This window comes from Streptomyces sp. NPDC104313 (genome assembly GCF_055583985.1).
This window is the reverse complement of record NZ_JBVJMW010000013.1, coordinates 209,862-228,862: the sequence shown is the minus strand read 5'-3', so window position 1 is coordinate 228,862 and position 19,001 is coordinate 209,862. Positions and strand designations below refer to the sequence as shown.

General features: G+C 70.8%; 14 protein-coding genes and 1 pseudogene. 10 read left to right on the top strand and 5 right to left on the bottom strand.

The window, feature by feature from the left end:
- Window positions 1-453: 453 nt before the first annotated feature.
- The 4 genes and pseudogenes from ACZ60Q_RS27725 to ACZ60Q_RS27710 form a co-directional block, all read left to right on the top strand.
- A complete protein-coding gene (locus tag ACZ60Q_RS27725) occupies window positions 454-954 on the top strand; it encodes a cysteine dioxygenase (RefSeq protein ID WP_469639953.1) in 501 nt (166 codons plus the stop codon).
- Between the two features lie 13 nt (window positions 955-967).
- The gene (cofD, locus tag ACZ60Q_RS27720; protein WP_469639951.1) at window positions 968-1,924 is read left to right on the top strand and encodes a 2-phospho-L-lactate transferase; all 957 of its coding nucleotides are present in this window, start codon (window positions 968-970) and stop codon (window positions 1,922-1,924) included.
- A 179-nt stretch (window positions 1,925-2,103) separates the two neighbouring features.
- Window positions 2,104-3,444, top strand: a complete 1,341-nt coding sequence (locus tag ACZ60Q_RS27715; RefSeq protein ID WP_469640004.1) for a coenzyme F420-0:L-glutamate ligase — start codon at window positions 2,104-2,106, stop codon at window positions 3,442-3,444.
- 204 nt (window positions 3,445-3,648) lie between these two features.
- Window positions 3,649-3,900: pseudogene (locus tag ACZ60Q_RS27710) on the top strand (DNA-binding protein); the annotation flags it as partial.
- Window positions 3,901-3,939: 39 nt separating this feature from the next.
- Here ACZ60Q_RS27710 and ACZ60Q_RS27705 read toward each other — a convergent pair.
- The 3 genes from ACZ60Q_RS27705 to ACZ60Q_RS27695 form a co-directional block, all read right to left on the bottom strand.
- A complete protein-coding gene (locus ACZ60Q_RS27705) occupies window positions 3,940-4,947 on the bottom strand; it encodes a DNA-3-methyladenine glycosylase family protein (RefSeq protein WP_469639949.1) in 1,008 nt (335 codons plus the stop codon).
- 100 nt (window positions 4,948-5,047) lie between these two features.
- Complete coding sequence (manB, locus tag ACZ60Q_RS27700) at window positions 5,048-6,139, bottom strand: mannose-1-phosphate guanylyltransferase (RefSeq protein WP_469639947.1); 1,092 nt, start codon at window positions 6,137-6,139, stop codon at window positions 5,048-5,050.
- Window positions 6,140-6,218: 79 nt separating this feature from the next.
- Window positions 6,219-7,751 carry a peptidoglycan recognition protein family protein gene (locus ACZ60Q_RS27695; RefSeq protein ID WP_469639945.1) on the bottom strand — a complete coding sequence of 511 codons (1,533 nt, stop codon included), beginning with the start codon at window positions 7,749-7,751 and terminating at the stop codon, window positions 6,219-6,221.
- Window positions 7,752-7,888: 137 nt separating this feature from the next.
- On the opposite strand from ACZ60Q_RS27695, the gene ACZ60Q_RS27690 reads away from it, so the two are divergent.
- The 4 genes from ACZ60Q_RS27690 to ACZ60Q_RS27675 all read left to right on the top strand — a co-directional run bounded on the left by ACZ60Q_RS27690 (window position 7,889) and on the right by ACZ60Q_RS27675 (window position 14,119).
- On the top strand, window positions 7,889-8,641 hold the full coding sequence (locus ACZ60Q_RS27690) for a TIGR03089 family protein (protein WP_469639943.1): 753 nt from the start codon (window positions 7,889-7,891) through the stop codon (window positions 8,639-8,641).
- Between the two features lie 177 nt (window positions 8,642-8,818).
- The gene (locus tag ACZ60Q_RS27685; RefSeq protein WP_469639942.1) at window positions 8,819-10,366 is read left to right on the top strand and encodes an LCP family protein; all 1,548 of its coding nucleotides are present in this window, start codon (window positions 8,819-8,821) and stop codon (window positions 10,364-10,366) included.
- 224 nt (window positions 10,367-10,590) lie between these two features.
- The gene (locus ACZ60Q_RS27680; protein WP_469639940.1) at window positions 10,591-12,378 is read left to right on the top strand and encodes an LCP family protein; all 1,788 of its coding nucleotides are present in this window, start codon (window positions 10,591-10,593) and stop codon (window positions 12,376-12,378) included.
- Between the two features lie 37 nt (window positions 12,379-12,415).
- A complete protein-coding gene (locus tag ACZ60Q_RS27675; RefSeq protein WP_469639938.1) occupies window positions 12,416-14,119 on the top strand; it encodes an LCP family protein in 1,704 nt (567 codons plus the stop codon).
- Between the two features lie 102 nt (window positions 14,120-14,221).
- Here ACZ60Q_RS27675 and ACZ60Q_RS27670 read toward each other — a convergent pair whose 3' ends face one another.
- Window positions 14,222-15,250: a glycosyltransferase family 2 protein gene (locus ACZ60Q_RS27670; protein ID WP_469639936.1), complete on the bottom strand. Its 1,029-nt coding sequence runs from the start codon at window positions 15,248-15,250 to the stop codon at window positions 14,222-14,224.
- A gap of 219 nt (window positions 15,251-15,469) precedes the next feature.
- Between ACZ60Q_RS27670 and ACZ60Q_RS27665 the strand changes: the two genes are divergently transcribed.
- Window positions 15,470-16,975, top strand: coding sequence for an LCP family protein (locus ACZ60Q_RS27665; RefSeq protein WP_469639934.1), 1,506 nt, complete (start codon window positions 15,470-15,472; stop codon window positions 16,973-16,975).
- Window positions 16,976-17,014: 39 nt separating this feature from the next.
- On the opposite strand, the gene ACZ60Q_RS27660 is transcribed toward ACZ60Q_RS27665, so the two are convergent.
- Window positions 17,015-17,563 (bottom strand): acyl-CoA thioesterase, encoded by a 549-nt coding sequence (locus tag ACZ60Q_RS27660; protein WP_469639932.1) that lies wholly within the window; start codon window positions 17,561-17,563, stop codon window positions 17,015-17,017.
- A 116-nt stretch (window positions 17,564-17,679) separates the two neighbouring features.
- Here ACZ60Q_RS27660 and ACZ60Q_RS27655 point away from each other — a divergent pair, with 116 nt between their 5' ends.
- Window positions 17,680-18,996 (top strand): LCP family protein, encoded by a 1,317-nt coding sequence (locus ACZ60Q_RS27655; RefSeq protein WP_469639930.1) that lies wholly within the window; start codon window positions 17,680-17,682, stop codon window positions 18,994-18,996.
- Window positions 18,997-19,001 lie beyond the last annotated feature (5 nt).

The following is a 19,001-nucleotide window of genomic DNA, read 5'->3' as shown; positions in this document are numbered from 1 at the left end:
CCGAAGCGATCAAGATCACAGTCAGGTCACGGAATGTCAGGCACGTTTGGGGGCGCGGATGATGCGCCACATGTCCCCGCCCAGGGGCGCATAAACCTTTCCCCGAACCCGCCGACCGGAAGGGGTGAAACATTGCCCCCATATCGGGCATTGGGTTGACAGTCGACAGCCCAGCCGGTCTCCTTGGTCCCATGCAAGCGACCACAGCCATGCACGTCACCCACAGCCGTGGGTTCCGTAGTGCTGTCCAGGCCCGCTGTTGCTGTTCCAGCTGTCACAGCTGTTGATGCCGTAGCGCTCCAGCTCTGATCCAGCCTCTCCGGTCGAGCGTCTTCTTCCGTCTCCTCCTGCTCCTCCCCCGCACCTCGTACTTCCCGCGGCTCCTTCCGAGCTGCCGACGCTCACCGCGACTCCCCGCACGTGAACCCCCCATGCCGAGGAATCACCGCAGCCATGAACAGCGACAGCGACCTTCAGATCGCCGGCGACATCCTTGAGGTCCAGCACCTCCTGCGGCCCGCCCGCGAGCACCCCTGCACCGTCTCCGAATTCGTCGGCCTCGCACGCTCCATCGTGGCCGACCGCGCGCAGTGGGCCGGAATCGTCCAGTACGACTCCGCCTCCCGCTGGTACCACCGCCTGCACCAGGGCCCCGGCTACGAGGTGTGGCTGCTCAGCTGGGTGCCGGGGCAGGGCAGCGGGCGTCACGACCACGGTCTCTCCGCCGGCGTACTGACGGTCCTGGAAGGCGAGTTGACCGAGCACACCGAGCACGGGGCGCGGGCTCTCGGCGCGGGTGCGCAGCGTGCCTTCGCCCCGGGGTACGTCCACGAAGTGGTCAACGACTCGCTCGAACCGGCGGTGAGTCTGCACATCTACTACCCGGGCCTGACCGAGATGCCGACGCACACCACGCAAAGCGCCCCGACGGCCGTGGACGCCGTACCCGCCTGACAAACTGCTCCGCATGCGCATTGTTGTTCTGGCCGGTGGTATCGGCGGTGCCCGCTTTCTGCGCGGCCTCAAACAGGCCGCGCCCGACGCGGACATCACGGTGATCGGCAACACGGGTGATGACATCCATCTGTTCGGGCTGAAGGTCTGTCCCGACCTCGACACCGTGATGTACACGCTCGGCGGTGGCATCAACGAGGAGCAGGGCTGGGGGCGGACCGACGAGACCTTCCAGGTCAAGGACGAGCTCGCGGCGTACGGAGTGGGCCCCGGATGGTTCGGGCTCGGCGACCGCGACTTCGCGACCCATATCGTCCGTACGCAGATGCTGGGCGCGGGCTATCCGCTGAGCGCGGTCACCGAGGCGCTCTGCGCACGGTGGCAGCCGGGCGTGCGGCTGCTCCCCATGTCCGACGACCGGGTCGAGACGCATGTCGCCGTCGAGACGGACGGCGAGAGCAAGGCGATCCACTTCCAGGAGTACTGGGTGAAGCTGCGCGCCTCCGTCGAGGCGCAGGCGATCGTGCCGGTCGGCGCGGAGCAGGCCAAGCCGGCTCCGGGGGTGCTGGAGGCCATCGGTTCGGCCGATGTCATCGTCTTCCCGCCGTCGAATCCGGTGGTCTCCATCGGCACGATCCTCGCCGTGCCCGGGATCCGCGAGGCCATCGCCGAGGCCGGGGTGCCGGTCGTCGGCCTCTCCCCCATCGTCGGGGACGCGCCCGTGCGCGGGATGGCGGACAAGGTACTCGCCGCGGTGGGCGTCGAGTCGACCGCCGCCGCGGTGGCCCAGCACTACGGTTCGGGGCTGCTGGACGGCTGGCTGGTGGACACGGTGGACGCGGGTGCGGTCGGCGAGGTCGAGGCTGCGGGAATCCGCTGCCGGGCGGTTCCGCTGATGATGACGGACGTGGACGCGACCGCCGCGATGGCCCGGCAGGCGCTGGATCTGGCCGAGGAGGTACGGGCGTGAGCGGTTCTCCTGGCGCCGGTGAGGTTGGGGCTGTGGTCGCCGGCAGTGCGGCCGTGGATGCTGACGGTGGCGCCGCGCGTGCTGACGCCGGGATCGTGGATGCTGACGATGGTCCTGTGCGTGCCGGCAGTGCGGCCGTGGACGCTGACGGTGGCGCCGCGCGTGCTGACGCCGGGATCGTGGATGCTGACGGTGGTCCTGCTGTCACTGCCGGGGCCGCGCCCTCGTTCCGGGTCTGGGCGTTGGGCGGGATTCCCGAGGTACGGGCCGGTGACGATCTCGCCAAGCTGATCGCCACGTCCGAGCCCGGGCTGGTCGACGGGGACATCCTGCTCGTCACCTCGAAGATCGTTTCCAAGGCCGAGGGCAGGATCGTCCGGGCCGCCGACCGCGAGGCCGCCATAGACGCCGAGACCGTGCGGGTCGTGGCCCGGCGCGGGACGCTGCGGATCGTGGAGAACCGGCAGGGTCTGGTCATGGCCGCCGCCGGGGTCGACGCCTCGAACACCCGGGCCGGGACCGTACTGCTGCTGCCCGAGGACTCCGACGCCTCCGCCCGGGCCATCCGGGACGGGCTGCGGGACGCCCTCGGCGTGGAGGTCGGCGTCGTCGTCACGGACACCTTCGGGCGGCCCTGGCGCAGTGGGCTGACCGATGTCGCGATCGGTGCGGCCGGGGTGCGGGTGCTGGACGATCTGCGCGGCGGGACGGACGCGTACGGCAATCCGCTCAGCGCCACGGTCGTGGCCACGGCGGACGAGCTGGCCGCTGCCGGGGACCTGGTCAAGGGCAAGGCGGAGGGGCTGCCGGTCGCCGTGGTGCGGGGGCTGCCGCACGTGGTGGCCCCCGATGACGAGGACTCCCCGGGCGCTCGTGCGCTCGTGCGGAGTGCGGCCGACGACATGTTCCGGCTCGGGACGTCGGAGGCGGTCCGTGAAGCGGTGACACTGCGGCGTACGGTGCGCGAGTTCACCGACGAGCCGGTGGATCCGGGGGCCGTGCGGCGGGCCGTGGCCGCGGCGGTGACCGCGCCTGCCCCCCACCACACGACGCCGTGGCGGTTCGTGCTGCTGGAGTCCGCCGAGTCGCGGACCCGCTTGCTCGACGCGATGCGGGACGCGTGGATCGAGGATCTGCGGCGCGACGGCAAGAGCGAGGACTCGATCGCCCAGCGGGTGCGGCGCGGCGATGTTCTGCGCAACGCGCCGTACCTGGCGGTGCCGTGCCTGGTGATGGACGGCTCGCACACATACGGGGACGAGCGCCGCGACACCGCGGAGCGCGAGATGTTCGTCGTCGCGGCGGGTGCGGGCGTGCAGAACTTCCTGGTGGCGCTGGCGGGTGAGCGGCTGGGGTCGGCGTGGGTGTCCTCGACGATGTTCTGCCGGTCCGTGGTGCGGGAGGTGCTGTCGCTGCCGTCGTCCTGGGATCCGTTGGGGGCGGTGGCTGTGGGGCATGCGGCGGGGGTGCCTCGGGAGCGGGGCGTTCGGGATGTGGAGGCGTTTCTCACCGTGCGGTGAGGCGGGGGTCGTGCGGGGTGGTGGGTGCCGTCGGGTGCCGCTGCGCGGGGCTTTTCCCCTACCCGCCCCTTCCCGAAACCGGGGCGCCGCCCCGGGCCCCTTGTCCTCGAGCGCCGGAGGAGCTGGATTCGGGGCTCCGCCCCGGACCCCGCTCCTCAAACGCCGGAGGGGCTGGAAGCACTGACGCCGGAGAGGCCGGGAACAAAAGCCTTGCGTCATGCGCGCGAGCTGCGGCCCGACTCCGTCCGGGCGGTGCACTTCGCCGTGGACGAGGCGCGCGCCCAACGGCTCGCCGAGGTGTGGGAGTCGACGTCCGCGACCTCCGTCGAACTGGAGCTGGTGGCGTGCCCGGACCGCCGGCTGCGCCACGCGATGAAGGAACTCGCCGTCCGGAGCACACAGGACGGGCAGAGCGCCCTGACGGTGCTCGTGCCACGGCGGACGTACGCCAACGCTGAGGCCCCGGCGACCGGAACGCTGGGTGGCCGGGGCCGGTCACAGGTTCACGATGTCGCCCGGGGTCATCCTCGGGGCCCGGCGTTTCGGGGTGTGGCCCGAGAGCAGGATCAGTCGGGTCGCCCGGTGGCGCTGGCCCTCGTACGGGGTCAGCAGGGACAGCATCTCCTTGTCGTCCGCGTCGCGGTTGTCCGCCAGGGCGTGGCCCACGATGCCCGGGAGGTGCAGGTCGCCGACCGTGACCGCGTCCGGTGCGCCGTTCGAGCGCTGGAGGGTCTCGGCCGAGGTCCAGGGACCGATGCCGGGGATCAGTTCCAGGCGGGTCAGTGCCTCGGGGAGGTTCATCGTCGCCGCCTCCTCCAGTCGGCGGGCCACGCGGACCGCGCGCAGGATCGTCGACGATCGCTTGGCGTCGACGTTCGCCCGGTGCCATTCCCAGGACGGGATCATCGCCCAGCCCCGCGGGTCCGGCATGACGTGCAGACCCAGTTCCGCGGTGGGTCCGGGGGCGGGGGTGCCGAAGCGACGGACCAGGTGGCGCCAGGCGCGGTACGCCTCGTCCGTGGTGACCTTCTGCTCCAGGATCGAGGGGATCAGCGACTCCAGGACCAGGCCCGTGCGCGTCAGCCGCAGGCCGGGTCGGCGGTGCCGGGTCAGGGCGAGCAGGCGGTGGCGGGGGACGAAGGCGTCCGGGTCGTCGTCCGCACCCAGGAGTGCGGGCAGCCCCGCCAGCAGCCAGTTGGCGCCGGGGCCCCAGGCCGCCGCCTCGATCCGGTCGCCGCGTGCCGCGACGCGCAGGGTGCCGGGGCCCTCGGGCGTGCGGGTGGCCCGCCAGAACGTGCCGCCCGCGACCATCCGGAACGTGGGGTCCGCCGGACCCCGGCGCAGGGGGCCGAGGACCAGGTGGAGGTCGAGCGGGCCGGGTGGGGTCCACTCCCGGGTCAGCGGCGGGCCGTCGTGCGAGGGCGAAGACGCCTGCCGCACCGGGGCGGCAGTCTGGTGCGGCAGCGCCGCTCGCGCGGTGCGGGGAGCGAATCGTCCTGCCACGGGGCCTCGGTGTTCTCGGTGCTATCGGTGTTCTCGGTGTTCTCGGTGTTCTCGGTGCGGGGGTGCCGTCCTCTTGAGGATACGGGTACGGGTACGCGCCCTACTGGTCCGAGGAGAAGCGGACCGAGGCGTCCGGCAGGACAGCGCCGCACCAGATCCTGATCCCGTCGCGCAGTTCGTTGTCCGCGCCCACCTGCGCCCCGTCGCCGATCACCGCGCCCGCCAGCACCGTACGGTCGCCGATCCTGGCACCGGTCCCGACCAGGGAGTCCGTGATGACCGCGCCCGCTTCGACGACCGCGTCGGCCAGGATCGTCGAGCCGTCTATTCTCGCGCCCGCGCCGATCACCGCGCCGGCACCCACCACCGTGCCGCCGGTGAGCTTGGCGTCCGGGGCCACGGAGGCGGTCGGCAGGACCAGCCGGTCGCCGCAGCGGCCGGGGACCGCCGGGGACGGGGCGCGGCCGAGTACGAGGTCGGCGGAGCCGCGGACGAAAGCCTGGGGAGTGCCGAGGTCCAGCCAGTACGTGGAGTCGACCATGCCCTGGAGGTGGGCGCCGGAGGCGAGCAGTCCGGGGAAGGTCTCGCGTTCGACGGAGACCGGGCGGCCCGCCGGGATGGAGTCGATGACCGAGCGCCGGAAGATGTACGCCCCGGCGTTGATCTGGTCGGTGACGATCTCTTCCGGCGTCTGCGGTTTCTCCAGGAAGGCCGTGACCCGGCCTGTCGCGTCGGTCGGTACGAGGCCGAAGGCGCGTGGGTCCTCGACCCGGGTCAGGTGGAGGGAGACGTCCGCCCCGGAGGCGGTGTGCGAGGTGACCAGGGCCCGGATGTCGAGCCCGGTCAGGATGTCGCCGTTGAAGATCAGGACCGGCTCGTCCGGCCCCGAGGACAGCTTCGGCGCGACGTTGCGGATGGCTCCGCCGGTGCCGAGCGGCTCCTGCTCGGTGACGTACTCGATGTGCAGGCCGAGCGAGGAACCGTCGCCGAAATACGGCTCGAAGACCTCCGCCAGGTAGGACGTGGCGAGCACGATGTGCTCCACCCCGGCCGCCCTGGCCCGCGCCAGCTGGTGGGTGAGGAAGGGGACCCCCGCCGCCGGAACCATGGGCTTCGGGGTGTGCACCGTGAGCGGGCGCAGCCGGGTGCCTTTGCCACCGACCAGGAGGATCGCTTCTTTTGCCTCTGTCACAGCACCGTCTCTGCTTCCTGCTGGGGCCTGGCCTGGTTGTGGCTGGCCAGTCTAAGCAGACCGGTCGGAAACGCCCCGGTCAGCGGCCCTGCAGTTTGGCGGAGCTGGTCCGGGCCTTGCCGAGCTTCTTGTACAGACGCGCTCCGGGACATTCGGTTGCGAAGCCGTCCCGATGGCCCGAGATGACGTTCATCTTGACCTTCTTGCCCTTCTTGTACTTGCCGCTTCCGCCGGAGACGAGGGTGACCTTGCCCTTGGGGTTGGCCCCGTACAGTCCGAGCTTCCAGGCGGTGAGCTTGGAGACGGCGGTCACCGCGGCGGCGGGCGGGTTGGTGGAGGAGTAGGTCCCCAGCACCGCGACGCCCATGGTGTTGGTGTTGAAGCCCAGGGTGTGGGCGCCCAGGACGGCTTTGGAGACGCCTCCGGCCCGGCCCTCGTAGATGTTTCCGCACTTGTCGACGGCGAAGTTGTAGCCGAAGTCGCGCCAGCCGCTGCTCTTGACGTGGTAGCGGTAGATGCTGCGGAGCACCGAAGGGGCCTGCTTGCAGGTGTAGTTGTTGCCGCTCGCGCTGTGGTGCACGAAGGCTGCCTTGACGGACTTGGTGTACGCGAAGTTGCGCTCGCGGAGCTTCTCGTCCGCACCCCAGCCCTTGCGGGTGATGATCTTCGGCCGGGGTCCGATGTACGGCTTCGCCCCGGCCGCGACGATCGCCGCCTCCTCCGTCGCCGCCTTGGTCAGCGCGGGGATGACGGCCGCACCGAGCGGCGCGAGGTCCGCGTTGACGGCCGAGGTCGCGGCGGATTCGGCGGTGAGCGCCTCCGGCACGACCGCCGTCTTCCTCGGTGGCACCGGCTTGACGGTGAACGCCGCCGGGGTGACGGTCCGGCCGGCGGGGGCGTCGGCGGCGGGCTCCGGCGCGGGGTCCTCGCCGGGGTCGACGAGTTCGAGGCGCAGCCCTTCGGGGAGTGGCACGGCGGCGGTCCAGTGCTGCGGATCGGCCGCTTCCGGGCGTACGCGTACCTCCACGCCGTCCGAGTCGCCGACCCAGAGCGGGGCGGTCGCTCCGCGCACGGCGCCGGACGCCCGCTCGGCGCTGCCCAGGTCGGCGGCGTGCTCGGCGTTGTGGGTCTCGACGTCCTGCCAGTCCGACCAGTTCGCGCCGCCGGTAGCCCGGGTGCGGACCTGGACCGTGCCGTGGAGTTCGGCTCGGGCGTCGTCCCAGACGACGCCCACCAGGGAGAACGGCCGGGCCGTCCGCCGGTCCAGCCCCTGGCCGGACACCGCCGGGCCCATGGCCCGGTCGGTCGGTGCGGCAAGAGGCTCCAGGGGCAGGGACTGCGTGGAGCCCGCGAGCGTGGCCGCACGGGTCTCACCGGTGCGCGGCGGGGCGGCCTCGCGGACTTCGGGGGCACCCTCTTCGTTCGCTTCGTCGGGGGCGACTTCGGCCCGGGCCGACGGCGGGCCGGACCCGGGCGACTCGTCGAGGGACAGGGAAGGAGGTCGGGCCGAGGCGGAGTGTTCGGCCGGGGCGGACAGGGCGGGGGCGGCGAGCGGCAGGGTGAGGGCTGCCGCGCAGGTGACGCCGACTGAGGTGACCAATAGTGCACGCATACACATGATCCTGGCCATATAGTCATGAGTCCGGCGACCCGGATATCGGCCCCGACGTGACGCACCGTCGGCCGAACCGGTGTACGTGACACCCGTTCAGCCCGTCCCGCACAGCGCCCCCGCGTACGCTTGCGCGGATGAACTCCAGCGACCGCACCCCTGCCGACCTGCTGCGATCCGCCCTCGCCGCGGACCCCACCCGACCTCTGGTCACCTTCTACGACGATGCCACCGGAGAACGCGTCGAACTGTCGGTGGCCACCTTCGCCAATTGGGTGGCCAAGACCGCCAATCTGCTCCAGGGCGACCTCGCCGCGGAGCCGGGCGACCGGCTCGCCCTGCTGCTCCCGGCGCACTGGCAGTCCGCGGTCTGGCTGCTCGCCTGCTCCTCCGTCGGGGTCGTCGCCGATGTCCAGGGCGACCCGGCCGCCGCCGATCTCGTCGTGACCGGCCCGGACACCCTGGAGCGGGCGCGGGCCTGCCGGGGTGAACGCGTCGCCCTCGCCCTGCGTCCGCTGGGTGGCCGGTTCCCGCAGGCGCCCGAGGGGTTCGCGGACTACGCGGTGGAGGTGCCGAGTCAGGGCGACCGCTTCGCGCCCTTCGCCCCGGTGGACCCCGAGGCGCCCGCGCTGGCCGTCGGCGGGACCGAGCTGACGGGTGCGCGGCTCGTCGCCCGGGCCCGGGAGGACGCCGACGCCCTCGGACTCGTACCGGGGTCCCGGCTGCTCACCGGGCGTACGTACGACACCTGGGAAGGGCTGAGTGCCGGACTCTTCGCGCCACTGGCGGCCGGCGGGTCCGTGGTGCTCTGCCGCCACCTCGGGCAGCTCGACGCGGATGGGTTGGCCAAGCGGACCAGGAGCGAGCGGGTCACCAACACCGCGGTATGACAAGCGCCCTGAGGTGCACTCGTCCGGCCCACAGCGGGCCGAGTCCTCGGCAAACGGCTCCGGAGCGGGTAGATGATCGGGCGGTACAGACCACTCTCCTGGCCGTGCACAACCAAGCGTGAGTTTCAGCCGTCTACCCCTGCGACCGGCGGCCCCTCGCGCCGCCGAACGTGAAGGATGGACGCAGACGTGACCGACAGTGCTGGCCCGCCGTCCGACCCGGACCACCCGGCCGGGGACAAGTCGCAGGGCAGGTCGCAGGAAGAGTCCGGACCCGAGGACGTGCCCTCCGAGGACGTGGCCCCCGAGGACGGTTCATCACAGGGTGATGCCCAGCGGGACGAGGCCCCGGCGCCCGGGGAAGCCCCAGCGCCCGGAGAAGCCCCGGAGGCCCTGAAACCCGCGGAAACCCAGGGGCCCGCGGAAACCCCGCGGGCCTCGGACACTCCGGAAGTCTCGGAGTCCCCGGCTCCGGCTCCGGCCGCAGCGAAGCCCGAGCCCGAGTCCGGGATGGAGGCGGGTCCCGAGCCCGGGGGCGGCGCCGGCGTGCAGACCTGGGCCGACCGGCCCAAGGACGGCATCGTCGCGGCGGGCAAGAGCAACTGGCTGCGCTGGACCGCGCTCGCCGCTTCGTTCCTCGTGCTCGTCGCCGCGGGTACGGGCTGGTGGCTCTACAAGAAGCTCGACGGGAACATCACCACCGACACGAGCGCCGCCGCCGAGCTCAAGGCGTACGAGAAGGAACGGCCGGCCCCGGTCGTCATGGACGCCCAGAACATCCTGCTCATCGGGTCCGACAGCCGGGCCGGGGACAACAGCGAGTACGGCCGGGACGACGGCGGCAGCCAGCGCTCCGACACCACGATCCTGCTGCACCTCGCGGCGGACCGGAAGAGCGCGACAGCCGTGTCCCTCCCCCGTGACCTGATGGTGGAGATCCCCAGCTGCCGCACCGCGGACGACAAGGAGACGCGGAAGCAGTTCACCCAGTTCAACAGCGCGTTCGAGCTGGGCGGCACCGCCTGCACGATCCGTACGGTGGAGCGGATGACCGGCATCCGTGTCGATCACCACATGGTCGTCGACTTCAACGGCTTCAAGGACATGGTCGACGCCGTGGACGGGGTCGAGATCTGCCTCAAGGAGCCGATCGACGACAAGGACGCACACCTGGAGCTGCCGGCCGGCCGGCAGAAGCTGAACGGCGAGGAGGCGCTCGGCTACGTACGGGCGCGCAAGACCATCGGCGACGGCAGCGACACCGAACGCATAGAGCGCCAGCAGCAGTTCCTGGGCGCCCTGGTGAACAAGATGCAGAGCAACGGCGTCCTGCTCAACCCGACGCGGCTCTACCCGGTGCTGGACGCGGCGACCAAGTCGCTGACCACGGACCCGGGGCTGGACTCGCTGCGCGACCTGTACGACCTGGTGCGCGGGATGCGCAACGTGCCGACCGAGCAGGTGCAGTTCCTGACCGTGCCACGGCAGCCGTACCGTAACGACGCGAACCGGGACGAACTCATCGAACCGGACGCGGGTGACCTGTTCAAGCAACTCCGCGAGGACCGGCCCGTCGCCGTGGTCCCGGCCGACGAACTGAAGGAAGCACGGCAGGACCAGGCAGGGAAGCAGGACGGGAAACCGGACGACACGGGGTCCGGGAGTCCGACGCCCACACCTACCTATTCGGGTTCGAGTGCGGCGGACGACCTGTGCAAGCAGTAAAGCAATTGCCAAGACACCGAACACAATCGACGCCTAATGGGAAGAATGCCCGGTTGTAAGGAGCGTGGAATGTGTCACGCACGTCGCTCGACGCGGAATCGGCCGGATAGTGTGACGCGATCCGGTGCTTCCGGCCGTCAGGTCGTGCGCTGCTGGAGCGAAGGAACGAGCGCCTTGCCGGGGGAGGGCGCCTCGCGTGGCACCGACGGAGGACGCAGGCAACCGTGGACGCGCACAGTCGTGGACGGGCGGACGATATCGACCCCGCCGACCAGTGGGTACTCAACCCGCACACCGGTAATTACGAATTGCGACTGGATCACTCCGCTGGGGAGTCGGGCGGCCCTTCGCGTACGGCTACAACCGAGGGAACAGGCCGCCGCGGCGGCTCCCGGACCGATTCGTCCCGCGAGGGTTCGGGGCGTGAGGGTTCGGGGCGCCGCGGTGCCGGTTCGCGTGAGCGCGAGCGCGAGGGCGCCCAGGTACCCGGTCAGCGCAGCCGCCGCGGCTCCCAGGGGGGACGCGGAGCCACCGAACCGCCGGCGGCCGGCCGCCGGAAGCGCAAGCCGGAGAAGTCGCGCAAGAAGAAGGCGCTGCTGTGGACGGGCGGGGTCATGGCGTTCGTCGTGGTCGCCGGCTCGATAGGCACGTACGTCCTGTACCAGAAGCTCAACGGGAACATCGACGCCATCGACGTGGGTGACGCCGGCAGCAAGAACGTCGTCACCGAGGGCCCGATAAACATCCTGGTCATCGGCACCGACAAGCGCACCGGCAAGGGCAATGAGGGGTACGGCGACAAGGGCAGCGAGGGCCACGCCGACACCACCATCCTGTTCCACGTCTCCGAGGACCGGACCAACGCGACGGCGATGAGCATCCCGCGCGATCTGATGACCGAGGTCCCCGAGTGCGAGTCGAAGGGAGCGGACGGCGACTCCACGGTCATCCCCGGCACCCCGAACGCGCGCTTCAACACCAGCCTCGGCCAGAACGGCCGCAACCCCGGCTGCACCATGGAGACGGTCGAGAACATCACCGGCGTCAAGCCCCACCACTTCATGATGGTCGACTTCAACGCGGTCAAGGATCTGACGGCCGCGGTCGGCGGCGTCAAGGTCTGCATGGCGAAGCCGATCGACGACCCGAAGTCCCATCTGAAGCTGCCCCGGGGCGAGTCGAAAGTGCAGGGCGAGCAGGCGCTGGCCCTGCTGCGCACCCGGGACAGCTTCGGCAACCGGAGCGACCTCGACCGGATCAAGGTGCAGCAGCAGTTCCTCGGCTCGATGATCCGCGAGATGAAGTCGAACGACACCCTGACCAACCCGAAGAAGCTGTACTCGCTCGCCGACGCGGCCACCAACGCCCTGACGGTCGACACGGGCATCGGCGACGCGCAGAAGCTGATGACGCTGGCCCAGGAGATCGGCAAGGTCGACACGAAGAACATCAGCTTCCTCACGATGCCGGTCATAGACAACCCGGCCGAGCCGAAGCCCATCACCGTGGTCGTGGACCCGGTCAAGGGCGAGCAGCTCTTCGCGATGATGCGCTCCGACACCTCGCTGACCGAGGTGAAGCAGAAGGAGAAGGCCGCCAAGGGCAAGCAGGCGGCCCTGCTCAAGGGCCCGAAGGCCGAGGCCGCCGACGTACGCGTGGACGTCCTCAACGGCGGTGAGATCCCCGGCGCGGCGGGCTCGACCGTCACCTGGCTCCAGAACGAGCAGGGGGTGCTGAAGTCCACCAACAAGGCCAACGCACCCGAGAAGATCAAGAAGACGACACTGGAGTACGCGCCGAACCAGGCCGATCAGGCCCGGGCGCTCGCCGAGATCATGGGGCTGCCCGCTACGGCCATGAAACAGGGCACCACCGACGCCGAGGGACTCGAGGCGATGGTGCTCACGCTGGGGGCGGACTTCAAGGGCGCGGGCCAGCTCATCACCGGGCCGGTGAAGGTGCCGAAGGACATCGAGAAGGCAAGCGCCGACAAGGCGGTATGCGCCGAGTGACACCGGGTCACCGCGCCACAGCGGAAATCTGAACAGCATGGGGGGTCCGGTGGGACGGAGCAGCACGCCCGGGGGGCGGACGCGATCACGCGTCCGCAGCGCCGATCAACTCGGCCGGGACGAGAGCCCGCACGAGGGCGACGGGCCGGGGAACGACGGTGATGGGCCGGGGGGCCGTGAGGCGTCGGAGGGCGACCGTCGGGCGGCGAAGGGCCGGGGCAGCGCCCAGGGGCGCAGCAGCCGCCGGGCGCCCAGGAGCGCCAAGCGGCGCGTACTGCGCTGGAGCGCCACCCTGCTCTCGGTGCTGATACTTGCCACCGGCGCGGCCGGTTACCTCTACTACGATCACCTCAACGGCAACATCAAGAAAGAGGATCTGACCCTCGGCGACAAGCAGATGGCCGATCACAAGGCCAACGCCGCCGGGCAGACCCCGCTCAACATCCTGCTCATCGGTTCCGACGCCCGGAACTCCAAGGCCAACCAGAAGCTGGGCGGGGCGAAGGAGACCTTCGGCGCACGTCCGCTGGCCGATGTGCAGATGCTGCTCCACGTCTCCGCGGACCGCAGCAACCTCTCCGTGATCAGCATGCCGCGCGACACCATGCTGAAGATGCCCAAGTGCACGGCCCCGGACGGTGAGGTCTTCCCGGCCAGCACCACGGACGTGCAGACCAACGAGAGCCTGGGCCGCGGTGGTCCGGGGTGCACGGTGGCCACCTGGTACGAGCTGACCGGCATCAGGATCGACCACTTCATGATGATCGACTTCGCCGGTGTGGTCTCGATGGCCGACGCGATCGGCGGCGTCCCGGTCTGCGTCGACGCCAACATCAACTCCCGTGGCCGGGACGGCAAGGGCTCCGGGCTGAAGCTGGAGAAGGGCACCACCTCCATCAAGGGCGAGCGGGCCCTCCAGTGGCTGCGCACCCGGTACGGCTTCGAGGACAACACCGACCTGGGGCGGGCGAAGGCCCAGCACCAGTACATGAACTCCATGGTCCGCGAGCTGCGCAAGGGCACCAAGCTCACCGACCCGGCGAAGCTGATGAACCTCGCCGAGGCGGCCACCGAGGCGCTGACGGTCGACGAGGGCCTCGATACGGTCAAGAAGCTCTACGACCTGGCCGAGGTGTTCAAGAAGGTCCCCACGAAGCGCATCACGATGTCGACCATGCCCAACGTGTACGGCACCGGCACGAACAGCGGCCGGGTCTACCCGAAGGCGGGCGACGCGGAGCAGCTGTTCCGGATGGTCCGCGACGACGTCCCGCTGGACGGCAAGGCCTCCAAGCGGAAGAAGCCGGAGGCCACGAAGGACCCGTCGGCTCCGGTCGGCGAGATCGCGGTCGCCGTGCGGAACGGGACCGCCACGGACGCGCTCGGGCCGGCCTCGGGGCGCGCCGGTGATGTGGCGGACCAGCTGAAGGGCGCGGGCTTCGCGAAGGCCGCCGTCGACCCAGGCGATGTGACCGGAGCGGCACGGACGGCGGTCCTGTATCCGAGCGCGGATCTGGAGGGCGACGCGCAGGCGGTCGCCAAGGCGCTCGGGGTTCCGCTGTCGCAGGCGAAGAGGTCCACCGACGTCTCGGGGATCTCGCTCGTCGTGGGCGCGGACTGGCGCGAGGACGGGACCTACCCGGTGTCCAAGGGCAAGGAGAAGACCCCGGAGTCGGCGGGCGCCCTCAACGGCGACGACGAGAAGGCCTGCATGAAGGTCAACCCGAACTACACCTGGTGACGCCGTAGGCAGGACGTACGAGGGACGTACGCCGGGCGTGAGCGGCAGGAGGGCCCCACCGCGCGAGCGGTGGGGCCCTCCGTACGCGTCGGGCGCCCGGGGTCAGACGGTCTCGCTGCTGCCGGTCATCGCGGGCCGGCGGCTCGCGATGACCCGCTTGGCCAGGGACCGGGGGCTGGTGAGGAAGCCGAAGCCCCAGCACATGTGCATCGTCGCCAGCGCCACCGGGATCTGTGCGCGGGCCTTCAGCGAGAGGCCCTTGCCCGCGGGCAGCGACCCGGCGACGATCGCGGCCACGTAGCCGCCGGGGACGAGAAGGGCCCACGGGGTGACGGCCGCGCCCAGGACCAGGCCCGCCGCGATGGCGACGACGGCGGTCGGCGGGGCCAGGTAGCGGAGGTTGATCGAGCCGGAGTGGTAGCGGGCGACGACGTGGCGCCAACGGCCGTAGTCCTTGTACTGCTTGGCGAGCGCCTTCACCGAGGGGCGCGGCCGGTACTGGACCTTCAGCTCGGGCGAGAACCAGATCAGCCCGCCGGCCTCGCGGATGCGGAAGTTCAGCTCCCAGTCCTGGGCGCGGATGAACTCGACGTTGTAGCCCTCGGCCCGCTCCAGGGCCTCTCGGCGAAAGACGCCCAGGTAGACGGTCTCGGCGGGGCCCGCCTGGCCGCCGGTGTGGAAGGCGGCGTTGCCGACGCCGATCTTCGAGGTCATCGCGGCGGCGACGGCGTCCTCCCAGGCGTTCTCGCCCTCGGCGTGCATGATGCCGCCGACGTTCTGCGCGCCGGTCTCCTCCAGGAGGCGGACGGCGGTCGCGATGTAGTTCGGCGAGAGCATGCCGTGGCCGTCGACCCGTACGACGACGGGGTGGCGGGAGGCCTTGATCGCCGCGTTGAGGGCGGCGGGGGTGCGGCCGGTGGGGTTGGGCACGGTGTGGACCCGGGGGTCCTCGGCGACCAGCTCGGCGGCGATCTCGTCCGTCCGGTCGGCGGAGGGGCCGAGCGCGATCACGACCTCCATCTCACCGGGGTACTCCTGCTCCAGGATGTGCCGGACCGAGTTCCTGAGATGACGTTCCTCGTCGAGCACCGGCATGATCACGGAGACGGCGGGGTACTGCGCGGCAGACATGTGGTCCTCGGGTGGTCCTCGGGGGCGCCGGGGGCGCCGCACCGCGGAAGGCGGGCGCCCCGGGAGGTGGCGTTATTCGGCCGCCACGTTACCGCGAATGGGGGATACCGGTGCGCGCCGCCGGGTCGTGGGCCGGGGCGGAGATCGTATGGGCCTACCGTGCGATGGTCCCCTTGCACCGCAGAGGTGTCTCCCTTGCACCCCGGAGGTGTCTCCCCCGTGCCCGCACCGCAACGACCGCAGCGTCCGCCGCATCCCCGCGCCACTCCCCCGCGAGGCCGTCCGCCGCAGGGCACCCGGCCGGTCCGCCGCCGGGAGCAGGACGAGCGGCCACGTTGGGGCATGCGGGTGGCCACGGGCCTGTCGGTGCTGGTGCTGGGGGCCGGCGGGATCGGTCACGCGGTGGTGAGCAGCCTGGAGGGCGGGATCGGGCGGGTCGATCCGTTCAAGGACATGAAGAACCGCCCCCAGGGGGGCCACGGCACGAATCTGCTGCTCGTCGGCACCGACGGCCGGGACACGATCACCAAGGCCGAGAAGAAGAAGTACCGGCTCGGCGGCGCACCCTGCCACTGCACCGACACGATCATGCTGGTCCATCTGTCGGCCGACCGGCAGCGGGCGAGCGTCGTCAGCCTCCCCCGGGACAGCTACGCCGAGATGCCCGCCCACACCGACCGCACCACCGGCAAGCACCACGAGAGCCACCCGGTGAAGCTGAACGCCGCGTACGCGGAGGGCGGGCCCACGCTGACCGTGCGGACCGTCGAGAACATGACCAAGGTCAAGATCGACCACTATCTGGAGGTCGACTTCACCAGCTTCATGAAGACGGTCGACGCGGTGGGCGGGGTGAAGATCTGCACGGCGCGGCCGATGAAGGACTCGTACACGGGTCTGGACCTCCCGGCGGGGACCCATGAGCTGGACGGTGGCCGGGCGCTCCAGTACGTGCGCTCGCGCCATGTGGACATCGGCTCCGACCTGGGCCGGATGCAGCGCCAGCAGAAGTTCATGGCGGCGCTGATCAAGCAGGCGACGAGCAGCGGGGTGCTGCTGAACCCGGTGAGGTTCCAGCAGGTCTCCGCCTCGGCGCTCGGCTCGGTCCGGGCGGACGAGGGCTTCGGTTCGGAGCAGCTGCTGGCGCTCGGCAAGGCGATGAAGGACTTCGGGCCGGCCTCGTCGGAGTTCGCCTCCGTGCCCGTCGGCAACCCCAGCTTCCCGGTCAAGGGCATCGGCTCGACGGTGCGGTGGGACGCGGAGAAGGCGAAGAAGCTGTTCCAGGCCCTGCGCGAGGACAAACCACTGGCCCCGTCGAAGCCGAAGCCCGCGGCAGGTCCGAAGAAGTCTCCGGCCACGCTCGTGGACGTGGCGCCGAAGGATGTCCGGGTGCAGGTCTACAACGGGACCCCGAAGGCCGGCCTCGGCCGGACGGTGGACGCGGCGCTGCGGGCCACCGGGTTCACCACCACCGATGCCCCGCTCAACGGGGAGTCGAGGGGTCTGAAGCGGACGCTCGTGGAGTACGACCCGCGTTGGGACCGCTCGGCGAAGTCCCTGACCACGGCCCTGCCCGGGAGCGAGCTGAAGGCGGTGAAGGGCCAGGGCCCGCAGATGAAGGTGACGGTGGGCTCGGACTTCACGAAGGTGCGGCCGGTGAGGACGGAGAGCCGGCAGACGGGCGAGTTCTCCACGATGACGGGCGACGAGGTGGTCTGCCCGTAGAGCTCCTGGGAACCGTTCGTCGCGGGGCTCGCTTCCGCCTCAGTCGTCGATGCCGTCGGCGGCGCGCCTCTCGCGCAGTTCCTTGATCGCGCGGCGGCGGGCGAGCCGGTGGGTGCGCCGGATCTGCGCCTCCTGGTAGCGCCGGTCGTCGCGCTCGGTCTCGGGGATCACCGGCGGTACGCGGCGCGGCTTGCCGTCCCCGTCGACGGCGGCGAAGACGAGATAGGCGCTGCCGACCTGCTGGGCGGGGGTCGACTCGTTCCAGCGTTCGGCCATCACCCGGACGCCGACCTCCATCGAGGAGCGGCCGGTCCAGTTGACCTGCGCGCGTACGTGAACGAGGTCGCCGACCCTGACCGGCTCCAGGAACACCATCTCGTCCATCGAGGCGGTCACGGCGGGCCCGCCGGAGTGCCGGCCCGCCACCGCGCCCGCGGCGTCGTCGACCAGTTTCATGATCACGCCACCGTGTACCGTGCCGAGGAGGTTGGTGTCGCTGCCGGTCATGATGTGGCTGAGGGTGGTCCGGGACGCCGCGGTCGGCTTGCCCGGAATCTCGCCCTCCGGGCGGCTGGTCTGGTCTGTCATACGATCCACCTTATGCGGGGCGTCGGCCCCGTGGAATGCATCAGCTTCGCAACAGCCCTGGCCCAATTTCCCCTACACCCTGTAAGAGCTGTGGGGCGGCGCGGCACACTGAGCGAATGAACGATTGGCCCGATCGACGGACCGGCGACCGCAGCGAACGCTACGGCCGGGGCAGCGCCAACCCCCAGCCCGAGAGTGCGCGGGCGATGCCGCACATCCAGCGCCGTCCGACCCCGCCGCAGAGGCCGTCGGCCCCGCCGCAGGTGCCGCCGCAGAGCCAGGGATACGACGACCGCCACCAGGGCGGCGGTTACGGCAACAGCCCCGACCCCGGGTACGACAACGGCTACAGCACGGGCCAGGTCTACGGCTCGGGCGGCGGTTCGGGCGGCCGGGGCGGCGGAGGCGGCCGTCGCGGCGGCGGTGACGGGGGTTACGTCCAGGGCCGCCCGGCCCCGGACTGGCGCCGCCGGATCAAGCTCGGCGCCCTGACCCTGGTGGTCGTGGTGCTCACGGTCTCGATCTCGACGTACTTCTGGGCCGACTCGAAGCTGAAGCGTGAGGTCGACCTCTCCAAGGTCATCGAGCGCCCGGAGTCCGGCGACGGAACGAACTACCTGATCGTCGGGTCCGACAGCCGCGAGGGCATGTCGGCCGAGGAGAAGAAGCGGCTGCGCACCGGTTCGGCCGAGGGCAAGCGGACCGACTCGATGATGATCCTGCACGACGGCTCCAACGGCCCGACACTGATCTCGCTGCCGCGCGACTCCAACGTCGAGATCCCGTCGTTCGTGGGGTCCGAGTCCGGGAAGAAGTTCCAGGGCACCGGCCGCCAGGTGAAGCTGAACGCCGCCTACGCCGAGGACGGCCCCGAACTGCTGGTGCGCACGGTGGAGTTCAACACCGGGCTGCACATCGACCACTACGTCGAGATCGGCTTCGGCGGCTTCGCGAAGATCGTGGACGCGATCGGCGGGGTCGAGCTGGACATCCCGAAGGCCTTCAAGGACAAGAAGTCCGGGGCCGACTTCCAGGCCGGCGAGCAGACGCTGAACGGTGAGCAGTCCCTGGCCTTCGTCCGAACGCGCTACGCGTTCGCGGGCAGCGACCTGGACCGTACGAAGAACCAGCAGAAGTTCCTCGCGGCGCTGGCGAGCCAGACGGCGACCCCGTCCACGATCATCAACCCGTTCAAGCTGTACCCGACGATGGGCGCGGGCCTGGACACGCTGATCGTGGACAAGGACATGTCGCTCTGGTCGCTGGCCAACATGTTCTTCGCGATGAAGGGCGTCACCGGCGGCGAGGGCACGTCGATGAACATCCCGATCTCGGGCACCGTCGGCTCCAACCTCGCCTGGGACAAGGCCAAGGTGAAGCAGTTGGTGGAGCAGCTCAACAACGACGAGAAGGTCACGGTCAAGGGCGACTGAGGCCA